Source organism: Methanooceanicella nereidis, from assembly GCF_021023085.1.
Taxonomy (GTDB): Archaea; Halobacteriota; Methanocellia; order Methanocellales; family Methanocellaceae; genus Methanooceanicella; species Methanooceanicella nereidis.
Window position 1 is genome coordinate 132,293 of record NZ_PGCK01000004.1, and the last position, 17,989, is coordinate 150,281.

Here is a 17,989-nt window from a genome sequence, read left to right on the forward strand (position 1 = left end):
TCTGGATCATTCTTGATTTTCTTTCCCTTTTAGCTCCTTAACTCTCTCCAATATCCTCTCGAGTATCTCATGGTCTGACAGTATGCCTTCCGGAGCAACCACGACCTTCCTGCAGCGTATCGGGACGTTGTCCATACGATATGCGGTGCCTTCTTCCTCGACACCTACTATTGTGGATGGCATAACGATCTTAGATACACCGGTTGTCGGCGTGTAATGAGGGTCGATACAGATAGTCGGGATCTGCGCGTAGTACTTCATGGAAGATACCGGGAAGTGAGCACCGGGATCCGAGGCAATGACTAATGCGGCATCGCATTCATGCCTTTCAAGAATATCGTTGGCGGCAGTCTCACCAGGATTATACCTTGGATATCCTCTGGAGAAGTCCATCGCGAACGGGAACCCGGACTGCCAGCTCATAACCTGGCCGGAGCCTGACACGTTGTAGTGGCCTCTCATGGGGATCAGGTTGAACTTGGTGTACTTGTTCATATCCGCGACAAAGCTGATAGCAATGTCTATGTTCCTGTGCTTACCAGTCGTCTGAGTAACACCCATACCGAAGAAAAGCAAACCGAACTTTTTAGATTTGCAGAGGTTTCCGAGCTCTTTTATTTTTTCTTTAGGTATTCCGGCCACAACATCGGGTATGTCCTCGCCTCTTATCACTGTCCTGAGCGCATCCAGTAATTCATAGTCTTTGCCCTGCTCGACCTGTACAAAGTACTCCGCCTGTTTTGCGGTGTCGGTAGGCCTTGGATCGACTACTACCACGGTCCTGTCCTTGAAGCCTCTCTCTGTGAAAAATCCTCTCGGATAAGTAGAGTACCTGCTCATGTGCCTCGGGTGAGCGTGGACCGGGTTGCAGCCCCAGTAAATAATGAGGTCAGCCCTGTTCTTGACCTCACCGAGAGTGCAGCACGGCGCTCCCACAGTCTGGATAGCGATGACTGAGGGCCCGTGACATACCGAAGCGGTGTTATCCGTCACTCCGCCGCAAAGCTCGGCAAGCTCGTTACCCACTTCCTGGGCCTCACACGAGGTGGAAGACCAGCCATAGAACAACGGCCTCTTCGCATTCGCAAGGATCTGCGCAGCCTTCTCGATAGCGTAATCGTAGCTCACAGGGGTGAACTCTGCAGAGTTGTCTCCTCTTTCAAGAGGTGTCATTATCCTGTGGCCGTCCTGGGCAGACTTGAATTTCTCATTCCCTATGGCACATGCGTTAAGGGTATCTATTATTCTGTTACCGTCCTTGATTATTTTAATATCGTCGCAAAGAGTGCCGCAGAAGGGGCAAACGACATCCGTTACTACCTGTAGTTTCTTTGATTCTGCCTTTGTTTCAGTCTCAGTCTTCATCATAAGTATCAACTCACAGCTTTCAGCGTGGTCTTTTGCAGCAATTCTACTCCATTCATCACCTTTTCACCGGGCGCAGGCTCAATTGAGACTTTTACCCCCTTATAGTGGGGCATACCCGTCGAATATGTCTTTGGATTTATTACCTGATTCGCCCAGGGGCCCATGGGAATAAAGACCAGGCCGGGATGCGGTCCCTGAGTCGTTTTAACGGCTTTAACGATGACTTCTCCGTGATCCGACCTTACTTTCACTGTCTGTCCCGGGAATACCCTTATTTTCTTCATATCGCTGACATCCATCTCAACGATCCCGCATGCCTTTGCGTACGCCTCTTCATGTTTATGACCTTCAATGGCGACTCCCTGCCAGATAGTTCTGCCCGTGATAAGATTTGCTTCTATAGAGTTGGCCATTCATAACCCTCCGATGTTTAATATTTATATTATACTATATTTATATTATTTAAGAAATAATCATTTCTATCCCGATGGAAGGCATAAAAATTTAAAAGTAATCCCTATCGATGCAATATATTTGGAAATAAAGCCACTATTCGCCTTCTAAGACAATATCCATCTATCAGGATTTGAATGAAGTCATGTTTAGCGCGTTTGTTTTCGCTTCGTTACTATAGTCTGATACTTATGCTGGTCATAAAAGGGAATAAGCCATAGCATAAGTACCGGCACTCATAGATTTTTTATTGAAAAATATTATAAAATCGCTTAATGGATATAGCCTGACACTCAGGAATAAATATAAATATTATGAGTAGTATTTATGGAATGCTCGTCATACGGACATTAGTGAATCCGTACCGGCCGGCATTTACAGTGGGGCCCGTGGCTCAGTCAGGCAGAGCGGCGGACTCTTAATCCGCATGTCATGGGTTCAAATCCCATCGGGCCCGCTTCTTATTGAATCTTGTTTTATTGAGACCTGTTGATCAGGCTATTTTTAACCAGATACTGGTAATTCCGGGTAACTTTTGCAATTCTAAAATTATATGAATCCTTAGATAATAGCTTGTATAATTATAATAAGGAGCGATAGCCCTGGACATCATATCCGCAGTTAAGCGGCATCCGGCCACATCTTTCTATTTACTTGCGTTTATCATATCCTGGTCAGGCTACCTGATGAGGTGGGATGACTGACACGGGCAGTTTCATTACGGCGCAGTCCGCGGTCTTATATCTCGTCGCGGCGGCGATATTAATATTGGGCTATAGACGGTTTTAGCGCCGCGAAGAAGGATCGAGCGATATCCGTGAACCTGTAAATCGGGCATGGTCCGGGAAAGACGAAATGAAATTATAAAGCGAGTACACTAAAAAGAAAAAAGTCCAATTTTTATTTTTCCTGAAAATCCTTTGCGTTTAGTGATATGCTAACGATTCCGTGTATACATACCACAGTACTACCGATATGGCTATGCCTATCAGTAATATGGCACCAATTTGCGATTCTATCAAACTATATCCAATCCCCTTTTGTTTTTATATATAAAAATAACAGTTTTGAGCTTATAAAGTTATCGGTTATTAAGCAATATTTTACTTTCCTAATTTAAAGTATGGAAACAATATATACTAAAAGATTGAAATTAACCATAATATCCTCAATGACTTCCCATTTATATTAACAAACATATATGTCCAATTACGCCGTAAATATCAGTGCAGATCATTCATACGGGTGATATTGTTGAACATACTACTTGCGACGGACGGCAAACCCCATTCGGAAAAGGCGATGAACTATGCCATTGAGTATGCAATGCTCCATAAAGCGATGCTATTCATTGTTTTTGTAGTCAGCCCCAAGACCGGAGAGGATAAAGAGACGATAATCACTTACGGCAAGGGTGTGCTTGAAGAGGTTAAAATGAAGGCCATGGAACATGGCGTGAGCGTGACCACTCTTCTTGAAGCCGGAAGCCCTTACGAATCCATATTGAAAGCGGCGGACCGCATCAGCGCCGAGGCTATCATCGTCGGCACGTCAGGGAAGACCGTAATAGACCGGGTACTAATAGGCAGCGTGTCCGAGTATGTGGTGCGTAACGCCTGTTGTACGGTCGTCGTCGTCAGATAAGCGCTTATATAAAATATCGCTACCTTTTTATATTTGATAGTGCCCTTTATTCAGATTGCAGGTCTTATAATTTGATTTGTCCATTTTCAGGCGTTACTCGGATAGGTGATGCTGATGTTCGTTCCGGATGAGCTGAGGCTGTTTTTCGGCTCGAACCCGATGCTTTACGGTAATATCGGTGCGGATGACCTGGAACAGCTTATAAGGATACAGAGGCTGTTCCCGGATAAGGTGAGGCTGCTCAGGGATATTGATGCCGTGGAGCTTATCGGTTTTAACTGTATGTGCTGCGGAGAATGCTGTTCCCGTGTGAAGTATATACCCGTATGTCTAAGCGATATTAAAAAATGGCTGGCAGGAAATAGATTTGATATTCTTGGCCAGGTCGTTATCGATAGAAGGGTCACCCCCTTAATTGCCACATGCGGAAAAGATGCGATAGAAGAGGCAAAATGGGAGGCGAGGAAGGTTCTTGACACTGCAGGTATATTCCCCGGTCAAGAAAATGTGCATTATGGCCATATCTTAGAGCTATCGTATATGACGATGCTGCTGGAAAACGTGGCATACGTTAAAAGAAAAGACGGCCATTGCGTGTTTTTGTCAGACGATGATGATGTGATCAAGGTATGTGCCATACACGGAGTAAAGCCTCGCGTTTGTGAAAAGTTCCCTTATTACACAGGTAAGTATACAGATAAAAAGCTGATAAGGGACGATATCTTTTGCCCGTCGTTAAGGGAGGCCGGAGCAAGATCATGTTCAAAAGAAGCGATGCGATTTGAAGAGCCGGATTCCGTTTTCCTTTATATATAATTTTTTATGAGGTGCTGAAATGATCACTATGATACTGGTTACCCGCAAACCCGGGTGATTTTTTACAGGATCGCCCCTAATCGAGGCAAACGCCTACGCTGGCCCGCTCCTCCGGGATCTTTACTCCCCTGAGCTTTGCGCCGCAATATTCACAGTATTCTTCGTAGAACACTGTCCTGCCGCATTTCGGGCAGTCCATTTCCATGGAAGTGCCGCAGTGTGCGCATATCCTGCAGTCCTCGTCGACGATGTTCTTGCATATCGGGCATCTTATCGGGCCCAGCGGGTTCACCCTTTTGCATACCGGGCAAAACGCGGAATCCGCCGGTATCATTTTGTCACAATACCTGCAGGGTTCTCTGCTCAATAGCTCATCATTCCCGTTCATCTTTACACCTCTTCGCTCAGGAAGCGCCTTAGTGCCTCTTTGAAAGAGGGCGCTACCTGCTTCTTTTTTACTGTAAATAGTATTGTAGGACAGAGAATTATTTAATAATATTTAAGAAAAGTTCATAAAAATTCATAACAAAAAAGAAAGATAAAAAAATTGGTTTTATATTAAGCTTATAGTTTGGTGCCGCATTCGCCGCAGAACCTTGATGCCGGGTTGTTCTTGGCACCGCACTTCGGGCATTTGTTCAGTCCCAGAGCTGCTCCGCAGTTGTTGCAGAACTTGCCTTCTCCTGCCGGCTTTCCACACTCGGGGCACAGCGTCTGCCTTCTTTCTATGTCGCCCTTGAATACGTTTGACTCTCTGGCCTTCTCCTTGATCTCCTCGGTCATCCTCTCTGCCCTGGCGGCTGTGACTTCCACATTCTCGCGCGGTGCGCATTCGACACAAAGGCCATCCTGCTCATTCCAGTCAGACTCGCAAACGTATTTCTTGCACTTCGGGCAGCGGTAGAAATGGCCTTTTGCCTCGTTCTGGGCTATTTCGAAGGCCTGTTCCCATTCCCTGCGCCATTCGGGAGACATTCCCTCGTGACGCTCGTTAAGGATGTCGGTACCTCTCTCCAGTGCTCCGCCGACGCGGTACATACCCGCGAGGTCAGCACCCACTGCTACGGCTTTTCCGAACATATTGAAAAGCCCGGATTTCTTATATGTCTTTGACTCTATGAACCTGGTCTTATAGCCGTCCTGGCAGATGTCGCAGTAGAACGTGAACTGGAATCCTGCTTCTGTGCTGTTATCCTCAAAATTTCTCGTAAACGGCTGTAACCTGGATGATTCCTGAATTGCCATAATGTATCACCTTAGTTTTATTAATATGATCATCTTAGCGGCTTTCCGCATTTGACGCATTTCGCTCCGAAAGGAGGCTGCTCTATCTTACACTTTGGATTCGGGCAGACCTCGATGAACGGGGCACCGCAACTCTCACATTTTATTTCGAGGAAGGTTTCCTTCCCGCATTTCTGGCATGTGATCCACAGCGGAAGACCGCAGTGGCTGCACAGTTTCCACCCCTTCTCAATAGGATTCCTGCATACAGGACACCTTATCGGCCCTGCCGGATCCGCCTTTCCACAAAACGGGCATATTCTGGCGTCAGGCGGTACTAGCTTATCACAATATACGCATGGATGTTTATATCCGGCCATTTCTTATCTACCTCGATCTTATCATGAAATCATGAACGCTAACGATGCATCCCTATCCGTTTTTCCATACCTTCGAATCGTCCGTGGTGCTCACGTTAAAGCTTAATAGCGCGGAGATGCCTTTTTTCCATTGCTCCGGCGACGTATGCACCACTCTCCCCACATACGCTTTCCTTAAAGTGCGTAGCTGAGGAAGCCTCTGGATAGAATAAAGATATTTTACGTATTTAGGTTCGTAAAGCTTTTCCTCGGGGAGGTAAACTGGCTCTCTCCGGAAATTGATGGCGGCCATGGAATCGTTAATGGTCCTGATCATGCTGTCCGCTGCCCGGTCCAGTTCCTCGAGGTCCTTTATTTCACTGTATATTTTCCTTTCCATGATCCTGAAAACATAGGTGGCCTTACCGTCACTCTTACCTTCATCCCCTTCCAGGGTATTTTCGGCCTCATCGGCCCCGGAGCCTGCCTCTATTTCCCCTTCGTCTTCGCCCTCTTTATCCTCAAGCAGAGCAGAGCCCATTATCACGGCGTTACCTGGCTTTTTTGCATCGGTGTCGTACACGGGAATGAGATACCAGATATACTCGCCGGTAACTTCGCCGAACAGTCCGCGCTTTATCCCGATAGAGATGTGGTCCTGCCTTGCCATGGACCTGAGAGTATCATATTCATCCTTTAATCCGGCCGAAGATATCTTTTTTTCCAGCGACTTCCATATCAGAGGAGATATGCTGTCCAGGTCACATTTCCGGGCAGACCTCCCGTCCTTCAGTAACCTCGAGGCCTTCCTTATCCCGGAAGAGTCGAGGCCCGGTACAAGTTCTTTTAGCCACGCCTGTGTCCTTTGAGATAGCTCGGCCATGGCTTTGGAAAGAGACGACTTAAAAGGATCGAACTGGTGGCCCATCGCTGACAGCCGCACCTTATTCCCGTCCTCTGTGCCTATGACTATCGCGTAGCTCTCTTCCTTCGTCTCGCTGATGTGGCTATAAGGCATTCTGAATGGCTCGCCGATCTCTGGCAATATGACGAGTGCCGTTTCGAAAAACCTCGGCTCGCATATCCCTGAGCTTATCTCATTGCCCGCCCCGTCTACAAGGACGTGCTCTGCCTCAAAACCCTTTTCCCTTACCTTTTCATGCATGAGCATGTCCTTTAGCAGGACCTCGTTCCTCAGCCTGCATAAAGCCTTAGTGAAATCCTCGTATGCGTAACCGAGATCGTAAAGGGATAATAGCTCATCGGCCCCAAGGCTCAATGACAGCCGGTAATCTTTCGCAGATAGCCGGGTGATCTCCCTTGGCGAGAAAAGTATGGGTTCCCCGAGATGAGGAAGGATCGTGACTGTATCTTCTTCCAGCGCAGCGGTAGCCTCGCCGTTTGCCATCGTATTGCCCTTCCCGTCTGATAGCTCATAGCTGATAGGGCATTCCATTATCCTTTTCTTAGTTTCGGGCTCCACAAACGGTTATTAAGCAACATAGTATTTAATTTTAATTATTTGAACGAATCATAAAAATAGGATGGTCATTTCGCCTATGTTAGGCATTGTCCATAATTTTCTGAACGATTATCGGACAATAATATTGGCATTTTATCATCCTGGACCGGATTGATCTAGCGTACGTGATAGATGTAATACTCCGGCCTTAAAAGCCCGTGATCAGCGTAGGATAATGGCAAAATTAAAACCCCAATGATACTATACGATCAGTATAATTTATCGCAGCACATATAAGATGATTACATATATTTTTAATAAATAACCAACAATATTAAAAAATTACACAATATTGTAATAAATATGGTTTTTTATCAAAATATTGAATATAAAGTGTGTATGGAATATTGCGATTTTTTATTTTAATGATAATTTTTAGTTTTTTTAGCGAAGAGCTTGCTCGATATTGCTAAAATGAGGATTTTTTGCCAGGTTGTAAAAACTATGTAAGTTTTGCACTGCATCTCTGAAAGTATCCATATTTTATTATGATATGATAAATTACAATACGAATAATTAAAAATAAATTAATAAAAATAGTTTATAATAGTTTATTTCATATTATAATAATAAAAATTTATTAAATAATATACTTTATTTCATAAAAATATAATATTCTCATTTAACAAAAATTTATGTTATGATCGTGAAATTTAATAAGATAGCTTCTGTTAGCCGTCACGAATGGAAGGCCGATTTTCACGGGCAATTTTCAAAAGAATAATAGTACGCGTTCAGGAGATGCTCGGGGTTTCCCGACAGGTAAACAATGTCATCAATGGCAGCTTCGTCTATCCCGCCTCCGGAAACTTTCGCAATGTACGACTCTATATCGTCCTCTTTTCCCCTTCTTCTGAGCATAGCTGCACAGGCAATACCAAAGTCCCGGCCTGACCCGTCGATCTTTACGGCTGCTGCATACTCAAGCTCCGCATCATCGAATCTCCCGAGCCTTTCAAGTATGATGCCATAGCGATATCTTGCCGTCGGGCTCTCCGGCTCAGATCTGGCAAAGTCCCTGAGACGGGACTCGACGTCGTCATAAACCCCCAGGTTCTCCAGCATCATGCCATAATTATACGCGGCGGCCATGTCCATCGGATCTAATAATACCGCTTCCAGAAGCTCATTCAAGGCGTCCTCATAGCATCCGAGACGCCATAATAGCAGTCCGAGGTCGTAATGGGCCTTTTGGTTATCAGGATATGCCGCTATAGAGGCAAGATAAGCCTTTTCGGCCTCATGAGGCATTCCGGAGATCTCAAGGGTCACAGCATACTGGTATAAAAGCTCCGAACTGTTAGGCTCAAGGCATAAAGATCTGTAAAGCTCCGATGCCGCCTCAGGTAATTTACCGGCTTCCCTGAGCGCGATGGAATAATTAAGCCTGGCCTGGACGTTGCACGGGTCAATGTTCACGGCGGCGGAAAGCTCCTCCAGCGCCGCATCGATCCTGCCCATTGATAAAAGAAGAGTGCCATACCTGACCCTGACTTTTGTATTGCACGGGTCCATGCTTATGGCGTTAACGTATGATTCTTCCGCGCGCTCCGGGTGGCCGAATTCCCTCAACACCTCGGCCTTAAGAATGTGATACATAGCCTCGTTGTCTTTAATGTTTGGCCCGGTCTCCTCATCCACGCCTTTTCTACCCCCTTAAAAAATTTTAGCTGTAGGTACTTAGCAGATATGCGGGTTTTATCTAGAAAAAAAGCAAAATAACAACGTTTTATTAACATATACAGTATTATTTGGCATCAATAATGACCATACCGTGGCGGTAAGAGCGTGTGCGATTGTATTTATAAGTAAACGGTAAAGGAAGATGCTGTTTTTGTAAAGCCGAAAGAGGTCTCATGGCATTCATATTCTTAGTGATATATCCAGGGCTTTTTCGGCGGGATACAGAATACAGGATGATGTAGCCCTGTTTTTATTTAAGGTGATAAAGACAGGATTTTATACTGCACCGACCATAAACTATATTTAAATGAACATCTTTACAAGAGATGCTTTTGCCGGGATGGGGTAGTTGGCCATCCTACGGGACTGTGGATCCCATGAGCCGGGTTCGAATCCCGGTCCCGGCCCTCATTATTATAGTGTTCGTCAAGTATTTATGGAAAAACCCGTTTTTATAATATCTTAACAGGTGTCAGATGACAATAGAGGAAGAGATAAGGACAATCCAGGAAGAGATAGATAAAACCCAGAAAAACAAAGCTACAATGCACCACCTGGGAAGGCTTAAAGCCAAGATGGCGCGCCTTAAGGATGAGCTTATCAAAAAGGCAATGTCCAAAGGCGGCGGCGATGGAGGCTACAGCGTCAAGAAGAGCGGAGACGCCACAGTCACGCTCGTAGGTTTCCCTTCAGTCGGAAAGTCCACGCTCATCAATAAGCTCACGGATGCAAAATCAGAGATAGGAGCCTATGAGTTCACCACCCTTGATGTCATCCCCGGCGTCATGGAGTATAAAGACGCCAAGATACAGATACTTGACCTGCCCGGACTGGTAAAAGGCGCGGCATCAGGCAAGGGCAGAGGCCGTGAGGTCATATCCGTCATAAGAAGCTGTGACCTTATCCTGATGATCATAGACGTTTTTAACTATCAGCATATCCAGGTCCTTGAGAAAGAGCTTTATGATGCCGGCATTCGCATTAACCAGACCCCTCCGGACGTCACCATAACGAAGCAGATCAAGGGCGGCATTACTATCACTTCGACAGTGGAGCTTAGCATAGACGAAGAGACCATAAAGACCGTCATGGGCGAGTATAAGATGCATAATGCCCTGATCAACATAAGGGAAGACGTCAACATCGACCAGATGATAGATGTCATACGCGGTAACAGGGTCTATATACCGTCTATAATGGTCATTAATAAGATCGACCTTGTGGATAAAGAGCAGATCAAGATGTTCCCGAAGGACTCCATAAAGATATCGGCCGACAGGGAATTGAATCTTGAAACCCTGAGGGATGTGGTATACGACCAGCTCGGTTTTATTAACGTATACCTTAAGCCGCAGGGAGAGTCCGCAGATATGGAAGAGCCCCTTATCATGAGAAGAGGGTGCACTGTGGGCGACGTATGCGACCGCCTTCACAAGGACTTCAGGAGAAAGTTCAGGTATGCCAAGGTATGGGGCGAATCCGCAAAGCATGCAGGCCAGAGGGTCGGGATAGACCATTCGCTTGAGGACCAGGACGTCCTGACGATAATAATCCAAAAATGATACTGATAAACAGTTTTTTTACATTTTATTCGCAATATTCTGGATATCCTTCTAAGTTAGCGCATAAATTGCATGCAATTATACATCATTAGCAGTCAGATAATGCAAATATCAAAAAAACTTTGATCCTTAAAAATCAAAGAGCGTAAAACTCATTATATCTGCGATTTAATTTGTAATGATTTTTATATATAAAATTCTATTTTTAAACACTACAATTTATCTTTTATTAAAAAGATGGCATAGAACAGCTATTTCCGAAAAACCAGGGAGGGGGACCGTTGAAAAGGAACATAGGCACCGCGGACAGGATGATCAGATTGATCCTGGGACTCATTCTAGTAGCCATGGGCATCTATGTCTGGGGCTTGCCGGGAATGCTTTTGATCCTGGCAGGCCTTTTCAGCGTATACGAATCTATCGCAGGCTGGTGCGTGCTATATGCGCTTCTCGGGAAAAACACCTGCCCGGTGGAAAAAATATAAACGGAAAAAACTGTCTAACGGACGGAGGCCGGGCATCTTGCCACGTGACACCTAAAAACATCCTCACGGAGGATTTATGGTGCACATGACCTCCGCCCGTTATAGACGATTTACCTACAAATAAATAAATTTAATTAAAAAATAATATTAAATTATAGCTTTTTTGTAAAAATAACTTAAAATTAATGATATTATCACTTTTAGAGAGATAAAAGTGATACATCAGGCTTATACTCGATAAGCCCGATGGCAATGAAAAGGTTATGCCTTTTCCTTTAGTATCGATACTATCTTTTCCGCGATCGCGCGCACTGAAGTCACAATAAGGGACCTTCCGTCTGCCGGCAGTTCGTCAACTCCGCTGTTCTGCGGGTCGACAGGCACCTGGCCTATTAAGTCCACTCCATAGTGTTTTGAAAGCTGGCCGACCTTATTTTCGCCGAACAGCCTTATCTGCTTATCGCAGTCAGGGCACTGCAGGTACGACATGTTCTCCACGAGGCCAAGTATGGGCACTTCGAGGTTCCTGGCCATGTTTATTATCTTGCTGACATCCAGCACCGACAGGTTTGAAGAAGTGCTGACTATGACTATGCCGTCGAGCGGTATCATCTGCATGACGCTTAATGGCTCGTCACCGGTGCCGGGAGGCAGGTCGACGAGCAAGAAATCAAGGCTTCCCCAGTTAACGTCCGCGATGAACTGGTATACCATGGTCGTCCTCATGGGGCCTCTCCACAGCATCGGAGTGTCACTGGTAGAAAGCACCATCTCGGAAGAGACAGCCTTTACGCCGTTTCGCGACATCGCCGGTTCGATCCCGAGTTCCGAGCCTGTGAGCTTATGGCCCTCGACACCCAGCAGGTGAGGGATGTTAGGCCCGCTTACATCGGCGTCAAGCACGCCGACCCTGTATCCCATCATGGAGAAATTAAGCGCAAGGCTGGCCGTGATGGTGCTTTTTCCGACGCCGCCCTTTCCGCTAACGATGGCGATCTTATATTTAATACTTTCAAGCCTTTTCATGATGCGCTCGTCCCTTTCAGCCTTTTTTGCCGCTTTATCGGCGGACGATTGTGCTGACGGGCAGTTGTCGCATTTGCTTGATCCCTTCTTCTCGGAACAGGATTTACATGGGTCTTCCTGCTCTTTTAAATCTGATTTTTTATCCTCAACGTTAGCTGATGACATGATAATTCGACCTGATCTGAATTTGAATTTAATATTTCCTTGCTAGTGCTACTGACACGTGATCCGGGTGTCAATGACCTTTAAAACTTTTCCATTCATAGCCGATGGACGTCCCGGCTCGCCATAAGTGACAATTAATAGAAGGCTTTAATCTAAATAGTTTATTCTTTTAATGGCCAGCGATATTTTTGTACCTTTTTACGACACAATCCTCACAGCGTTTTTTGTTGCAATACCTCTTCCCGTGCTCGACTATCAGGCCATGGTACTGCCCATATACGTAAGGATCTTTTTCCATGCTGCCCTCAAAGGCATCCTGAAGAGCGTCGTAATCTCCTTCCATGCCGAGACACCCGAACATCCTTTTCGTATAAGCGTCTATCACGAACACTGGCTTCCGTGCAGCATACAGGAGTATACAATCCGCAGTCTCTTTTCCCACACCCCTCAGCTTTAGCATCTCCGCCCTTAACGGCCCTTCGGGAAGAGAGAATACATCTTTCATAGGATGATCGGAAAAATAGCCGGCAATCCCTTTAATATATCTCGCCTTCTGCCTGTAAAAACCTACAGGCCTTATGGCATCTTCGATACTGCCTGAAGAAGCCCGGGACATTGCTTCAGGGGACATAAGTCCCGCTCTCTTTAACCCTGCGATGGCCGCCTCCACGTTTTCCCACCGGGTGCGCTGGGTGAGAATGGCCCCTGTGATCATCTCAAAGTCACTGTCTGAAGGCCACCATCGTACCTCTCCGAACTCTTCGACGAGCAGCTCGTAGATCGTTTTTATCATACGAACTTTATGGAGAGGTTTTTCAACTTATTTCTTATCGCGAGATTGACAAGTAACGGAGTCAGTGCCTCTATCAGCCTTGATTCCTCGATGCCTCCGCCGTCCAGCGCCCTTACATCCCCGAGGTCTTCGACAAGTCCCATTACGACCTTTTTGGCGTCCTCATCGTCGGCGCACACGATAACGTCAAAGCCCAGCGGATCGTCAAGGTCCGAGAGCCTCGCGGCCGGCAGTGTATGGAAAGTCGAGACGAGCTTAATATCAGGGCTCAGCACCGAGCATATCTGCTTCGACGCGCTTCCGGTCTCCGGAGGAGTGTATGCGCACAGCTTCGTCTTTGACATGGGGACGATGGGAGAGATAAGGACCTGATTATCCAGCACATCGATGACGCTCTGTAGAGTCTGTATGGCATACTGGTATTTTACCGCGAGTATGACGGCTTCTGCGTCCTTAGCCGCATCCTGGTTCGACATGCCCAGTATCTCGTCTTTCAATCCCCTGGATACGAGACGCTCGTTATAGTTTTTCGCCGCCTCCCGGGATTTTTCCTCGTCCCTGGAGCCGATTATGACCTGATGCTTTTGTGCCAGGCGCAGCGCCAGCCCTTCGCCGATATCGCCCGTACCGCCTAAAATAGCTATTTTAATGATATCACCCCGAACACGGGCGAAAAATGGCCCGTAAACGTATAGTAGATTATCTGCTTTTTATAAAAGAATATCGAAATTTGATTGTGGTAAACAGGGGACGACCTGACCATTGTTTTTGGTTCTTCTGCAGTTATTGGGAATTATTCATTATACCTTTCGGATGGCAGGTAAACACAAAGAAAACATCATCCCGACAAAGCCGGTGAACCTCTTTTTTAAGAAAAGGTTTTAAATCATGTGCATAATGTTAAGTTCCGAAAAAATATATTCACAGATGTCATAAGAACTCGGGAAAAGTATCAGTACCGATAGAATTAATAATAAGATAAGTCGTTTATCCATCGGAGGATTAATAGTGGAGATCAATACCCCGACGAGGGAAGAGAGGATCGCGCATCATAAGAGAGGCATAAAGATGGTACTTTTGCCGGCTTTGATGGGATCGCTGGCAGGGATAATTTCCAGCCCGTATTTTCTAAGCCCCGGCAACGCGAATTTTTCATTCCTTATACTTGCATTAGCGATATACGTTCAAAAATTCATATTCCCCCAGATAGGCATAAAGTCCTCGGAATTCGGTTTTAAGGACTGGTTCTTCGTAGGATTCATGTCCCTGTCATACTGGTTCGTGATCTGGACCATCATACTGAATGGTCCCGCACCGGCGTTCGGACCGTTCTTCTGAACGCTATTTTTACATCTTTTGAACGTTTTTAACATGTAGTATTCACACTCTTTCAAGACATATGATAAAAGATACCGGGAGCATTCCCGGGGATGAAAATGAGAATAGCCATACTTGATAAAGAACGCTGCAAGCCAAGGAACTGCGGCACAGAATGCATAAAATATTGTCCCAAGGTAAGAAGCGGGGACGAGACCGTGGTGATGGGAGAGGATGGAAAGCCCGTCATATCGGAAGAGCTTTGCGTAGGATGCGGCATCTGCATTAAGAAATGCCCTGCCAAGGCCATTATGATCATTGGATTACCTGACAAGCTGGAAGGCCAGCTTACACATCGGTACGGGGATAACGGATTTGCGCTATACGGCCTCCCGATACCTTCTACGGGAAGGGTAAGCGGCATACTTGGTCCGAACGGTGTAGGTAAGAGTACCGCCGTTAAGATCTTATCGGGCCAGATGATGCCCAACCTGGGCAGCAAGACTACCACGTGGGACGACGTCTATAAGTTTTTCTCCGGGTCGGAGCTTCAGGACTACCTCAAGAGAGTGTCCGGCAAATCCATAAAGACATCTCAAAAACCCCAGTACGTAGACCTCATACCAAAAGCTTTCAAGGGGAAGGTCTCCCAGCTCCTGAAAAGGGCTGACGAGAGGGGCATGCTGGACAGCATGGCCGCAGATCTCGACCTTACGAACATACTGGACCGCGAGATATCGGACCTTTCCGGAGGAGAGCTGCAGCGTGTCGCTATAGCGGCATGCATCATGAGAGACGCCGGTTTCTATTTCTTTGACGAAGTGACGCCGTACCTTGACATCTTCCAGCGCATTAAGGTCGCCAAGATCATCAAGAAGATGGGCGAGGAAAAGAACGTCATGGTCGTCGAGCACGACCTTGCCATACTTGACCTGCTCGCAGACATGGTACATGTCGCCTACGGTGAGCCCGGAGGATACGGTGTGATCACGCACCCCAAGGGAGTGCGTGTCGGCATCAACGAGTACCTTAAGGGATACCTTCCGGAAGAGAATATCAGGATAAGGCCGCAGCCGATAGAGTTCGACGTCAAGGCCCCGAAGGAGCAAAAGGACGTCGAAAAGCTAATAGACTTCGGCTCGTTCTCTAAGACCTTTGAGAAATTCAGGCTTGACGTTAAAGGCGGCCAGCTAAGGAAGAGAGAAGTGGTGGGCATAGTGGGCCCCAACGGTATAGGAAAGAGCACGTTCGCTAAGCTCCTGGCCGGAGTGATGGATCCGGATGCCGGAAAACTCGACTTTAAAGTAAAAATATCCTATAAGCCACAGTATATCAAGACCGACATAGACATGAGCGTAAGGATGTTCCTGAGAAGCATCTCTCCAAAGTTCGATACCAGCTATGTAAGGACAGAGATATTGCTGCCGCTACAGATAGAGCGCCTTATGGACTGTAACGTTAACGACCTCTCAGGCGGAGAACTGCAGCGTGTCGCCATAGCGGCCTGTATCGGAAGGGAAGCCGATATTTACATCCTTGACGAGCCCTCCGCGCACCTGGACGTTGAGCAGAGGACGCTGGCCACGAAGGTCATAAAACGGTTCGCGGAGAACAACGATGTCACAGTAATGGTCATAGACCACGACATATACATGATAGACCTGCTCGCTGACAGGCTGCTCGTTTTCGACGGCGAGCCTGGTGTAAGCGGAGAAGTCCACGGCCCGTTCGAGATGAGAGAAGGAATGAACCGCTTCCTGTCAAGCCTTGATATCACGTTCAGGCGAGACGAAGAGACAAGGAGGCCGAGGGTCAATAAGCCTGAATCTAACCTCGACAGGGAACAAAAGAAGATCGGTGAATACTACTATCTGCCTCAGACAGAGTAAGTATTCCCAAATTTTTTATTTCTTTTAATCTTTACTTGCGAGCCTTTCTCCTTATGCTGATCATGCCCCTCTTAGCAAGCTCCCTTATGATATATGCCTGGATAAAAGTAAAGATGAACACCATTACAAGGCCCACTATAAGCGCCTGTACAAGCCCGTACTCCAGCGATATTTCAGGGAGGATGGCAAAACCTACGGCGAGCACCAGCGCAAGGACTAGTGAATATATCGCACAGTAGATATACCTCGAGTTCTTGTCCCCGTACTCGAGATATGACGGCGTCGTGAAATAGTACAGCGCAAAGAGCAATATCCATGCCAGAACGAACATGAGTATGGCCTGCATGATAATAGCGGATGTGATCTCTATCATATTGATAAAAAGAACGTGTTACGATTATAAATAAGATTTCAGGCTTTAAGCAAAACGGGACTTTTTATCCGGTGATCCTTAATGATATATGTAGAAATGATTTATTTATATTCTACTGATCAACTTTACAATTAAAAAGATCATTGAGTGCTTGGAGAAGCCCTTTGAGCCATAGAGATAAAAAATGAGATACCAGTATTATTTTCATATCATGAAACAACTGGTCGGCAGGACACGTCAGTTAGATATATTCAGGCCACGACATACACTCTTCTTTTTTCTTCTTCGCTGTCCGCAGCGATCTCCATGAACTTTTTGTATTCCTCGATCGGCCCCGGGTAATCCACTGACAGCGCTTTGCCCGGACATACCCTTACGCACTGGTAGCATCTCATCCCGCCTATGCATCTCCAGCTGAACTCCGGGAATTTATCTCCGGTCGTTATGCTTTTTGTAGGGCATGACTTTTTGCAGCTTTCGCAGAACAGGCATAGTTCCGGGTTAAACTTTATCTTGCCCTCGACATGCTTTCTCATCTCTGCCACGGTGGATTTTCGGTCAGCTTCCCTGCGGTCTTCAAAGTATTTCGTGGAGCTTGCGAGCTTTTCAGGGTCAATGCTCCTGCCTGAATTAAAGGCATCCAGGATCTTATCGGTGAACTCCTCGGCGATAGCCAGATCTTCGAAGTTCGGTCTTCCCGCGTTCTTTTTAATGCTCAGGCTCTGCGGGTAGCTGTCAGCCCCTTCTAACTTTAACCCTCCGAGTATGCCAAAGCCTTTTCTTCTAAGTGCACAGGCAGCATCATAAAGGCTGTCGCCCGCGGTAGTACCGCCATAGGTGGTGAATACGAAAGTGCTCTCACCTTTGATATCCTTAAGGTCGTCTATAAGGTCCATTACCATGGGTGGGGGATATCCGAAAAATGTCGGGAACCCGATCCCCAGTATATCTATACCTTCGAAAGCTTCGGGGAAGTCCACGACGTCGCTAAGCGGCAGGCATATGGTATTTATTCCGGCCGAAGTCAGCCTGCCCATGATAGTGAAGGCCACGTTCTCCGTGTTACCTGTCTGTGAAAAATAAACGATACAAGCTTTGACCATGTTGTTACCTCTAAGCTAATATGCATAAAGCTATGTAAATTTTCTCTGCACGCAGAAAATTGGCCGGATAATACGTCAAGAATTCATATCAGTGCTATGTACATATATGTACAATATACTATAAAATTCGAAGATGCTTTTCATATGGAATAAATTAAATTTAGGGCGTTTTATACCGATAGTAAGAATATTTAAGGGGTTGCGAAC

The 17,989-nt window shown here is 46.2% G+C and carries 18 protein-coding genes and 2 tRNA genes; 8 read left to right on the top strand and 12 right to left on the bottom strand.

Translation table 11 applies throughout. The features are described 5' to 3' along the window. Positions 1 to 6 precede the first annotated feature (6 nt). On the bottom strand, positions 7 to 1,368 hold the full coding sequence (locus CUJ83_RS06295; RefSeq protein ID WP_230741441.1) for a formylmethanofuran dehydrogenase subunit B: 1,362 nt from the start codon (positions 1,366 to 1,368) through the stop codon (positions 7 to 9). A 5-nt stretch (positions 1,369 to 1,373) separates the two neighbouring features. Next, positions 1,374 to 1,781, bottom strand: coding sequence for a molybdopterin dinucleotide binding domain-containing protein (locus tag CUJ83_RS06300; RefSeq protein ID WP_230741442.1), 408 nt, complete (start codon positions 1,779 to 1,781; stop codon positions 1,374 to 1,376). Between the two features lie 423 nt (positions 1,782 to 2,204). On the opposite strand from CUJ83_RS06300, the gene CUJ83_RS06305 reads away from it, so the two are divergent. The 3 genes from CUJ83_RS06305 to CUJ83_RS06315 all read left to right on the top strand — a co-directional run bounded on the left by CUJ83_RS06305 (position 2,205) and on the right by CUJ83_RS06315 (position 4,281). Further along, positions 2,205 to 2,278 (top strand) — tRNA-Lys (locus CUJ83_RS06305). Positions 2,279 to 3,066: 788 nt separating this feature from the next. After that, on the top strand, positions 3,067 to 3,465 hold the full coding sequence (locus CUJ83_RS06310; RefSeq protein ID WP_230741443.1) for a universal stress protein: 399 nt from the start codon (positions 3,067 to 3,069) through the stop codon (positions 3,463 to 3,465). A 114-nt stretch (positions 3,466 to 3,579) separates the two neighbouring features. After that, entirely contained in the window at positions 3,580 to 4,281 is a 702-nt protein-coding gene (locus tag CUJ83_RS06315) for a YkgJ family cysteine cluster protein (RefSeq protein ID WP_230741444.1), read from the top strand. 76 nt (positions 4,282 to 4,357) lie between these two features. Here CUJ83_RS06315 and CUJ83_RS06320 read toward each other — a convergent pair whose 3' ends face one another. The 5 genes from CUJ83_RS06320 to CUJ83_RS06340 all read right to left on the bottom strand — a co-directional run bounded on the left by CUJ83_RS06320 (position 4,358) and on the right by CUJ83_RS06340 (position 9,027). Then, a complete protein-coding gene (locus CUJ83_RS06320) occupies positions 4,358 to 4,669 on the bottom strand; it encodes a double zinc ribbon domain-containing protein (protein WP_230741445.1) in 312 nt (103 codons plus the stop codon). Positions 4,670 to 4,845: 176 nt separating this feature from the next. Beyond that, complete coding sequence (locus CUJ83_RS06325; RefSeq protein WP_230741446.1) at positions 4,846 to 5,526, bottom strand: zinc ribbon domain-containing protein; 681 nt, start codon at positions 5,524 to 5,526, stop codon at positions 4,846 to 4,848. Between the two features lie 29 nt (positions 5,527 to 5,555). Beyond that, positions 5,556 to 5,885, bottom strand: a complete 330-nt coding sequence (locus CUJ83_RS06330; RefSeq protein WP_230741447.1) for a double zinc ribbon domain-containing protein — start codon at positions 5,883 to 5,885, stop codon at positions 5,556 to 5,558. A gap of 52 nt (positions 5,886 to 5,937) precedes the next feature. Next, complete coding sequence (locus tag CUJ83_RS06335) at positions 5,938 to 7,347, bottom strand: hypothetical protein (RefSeq protein ID WP_230741448.1); 1,410 nt, start codon at positions 7,345 to 7,347, stop codon at positions 5,938 to 5,940. Positions 7,348 to 8,085: 738 nt separating this feature from the next. Beyond that, positions 8,086 to 9,027: a tetratricopeptide repeat protein gene (locus CUJ83_RS06340; RefSeq protein ID WP_230741449.1), complete on the bottom strand. Its 942-nt coding sequence runs from the start codon at positions 9,025 to 9,027 to the stop codon at positions 8,086 to 8,088. A 376-nt stretch (positions 9,028 to 9,403) separates the two neighbouring features. Here CUJ83_RS06340 and CUJ83_RS06345 point away from each other — a divergent pair. From CUJ83_RS06345 to CUJ83_RS06355, 3 genes are all read left to right on the top strand, one after another. After that, a tRNA-His gene (locus tag CUJ83_RS06345) sits at positions 9,404 to 9,476 on the top strand. A gap of 69 nt (positions 9,477 to 9,545) precedes the next feature. Continuing rightward, entirely contained in the window at positions 9,546 to 10,631 is a 1,086-nt protein-coding gene (locus CUJ83_RS06350; RefSeq protein WP_230741450.1) for an OBG GTPase family GTP-binding protein, read from the top strand. A 281-nt stretch (positions 10,632 to 10,912) separates the two neighbouring features. After that, on the top strand, positions 10,913 to 11,116 hold the full coding sequence (locus CUJ83_RS06355) for a YgaP family membrane protein (protein ID WP_230741451.1): 204 nt from the start codon (positions 10,913 to 10,915) through the stop codon (positions 11,114 to 11,116). Positions 11,117 to 11,377: 261 nt separating this feature from the next. On the opposite strand, the gene CUJ83_RS06360 is transcribed toward CUJ83_RS06355, so the two are convergent. The 3 genes from CUJ83_RS06360 to npdG form a co-directional block, all read right to left on the bottom strand. Beyond that, complete coding sequence (locus CUJ83_RS06360; protein ID WP_230741452.1) at positions 11,378 to 12,307, bottom strand: Mrp/NBP35 family ATP-binding protein; 930 nt, start codon at positions 12,305 to 12,307, stop codon at positions 11,378 to 11,380. Between the two features lie 169 nt (positions 12,308 to 12,476). Then, positions 12,477 to 13,100, bottom strand: a complete 624-nt coding sequence (locus CUJ83_RS06365; RefSeq protein ID WP_230741453.1) for an endonuclease III domain-containing protein — start codon at positions 13,098 to 13,100, stop codon at positions 12,477 to 12,479. Then, positions 13,097 to 13,753 carry an NADPH-dependent F420 reductase gene (npdG, locus tag CUJ83_RS06370; RefSeq protein ID WP_369423887.1) on the bottom strand — a complete coding sequence of 219 codons (657 nt, stop codon included), beginning with the start codon at positions 13,751 to 13,753 and terminating at the stop codon, positions 13,097 to 13,099. Before npdG ends, CUJ83_RS06365 begins: the two co-directional genes overlap by 4 nt. 355 nt (positions 13,754 to 14,108) lie before the next feature. Here npdG and CUJ83_RS06375 point away from each other — a divergent pair, with 355 nt between their 5' ends. Together CUJ83_RS06375 and CUJ83_RS06380 are read left to right on the top strand one after the other, a co-directional pair. Then, positions 14,109 to 14,438 (top strand): EMC6-like membrane protein, encoded by a 330-nt coding sequence (locus CUJ83_RS06375; protein ID WP_230741454.1) that lies wholly within the window; start codon positions 14,109 to 14,111, stop codon positions 14,436 to 14,438. Positions 14,439 to 14,536: 98 nt separating this feature from the next. Beyond that, entirely contained in the window at positions 14,537 to 16,306 is a 1,770-nt protein-coding gene (locus CUJ83_RS06380; RefSeq protein ID WP_230741455.1) for a ribosome biogenesis/translation initiation ATPase RLI, read from the top strand. Between the two features lie 31 nt (positions 16,307 to 16,337). Here the strand turns inward: CUJ83_RS06380 and CUJ83_RS06385 are convergent, their stop codons facing one another. Both CUJ83_RS06385 and CUJ83_RS06390 read right to left on the bottom strand, forming a co-directional pair. After that, a complete protein-coding gene (locus tag CUJ83_RS06385) occupies positions 16,338 to 16,679 on the bottom strand; it encodes a hypothetical protein (RefSeq protein ID WP_230741456.1) in 342 nt (113 codons plus the stop codon). 251 nt (positions 16,680 to 16,930) lie between these two features. Beyond that, entirely contained in the window at positions 16,931 to 17,782 is an 852-nt protein-coding gene (locus tag CUJ83_RS06390) for an EFR1 family ferrodoxin (protein WP_230741457.1), read from the bottom strand. Positions 17,783 to 17,989 lie beyond the last annotated feature (207 nt).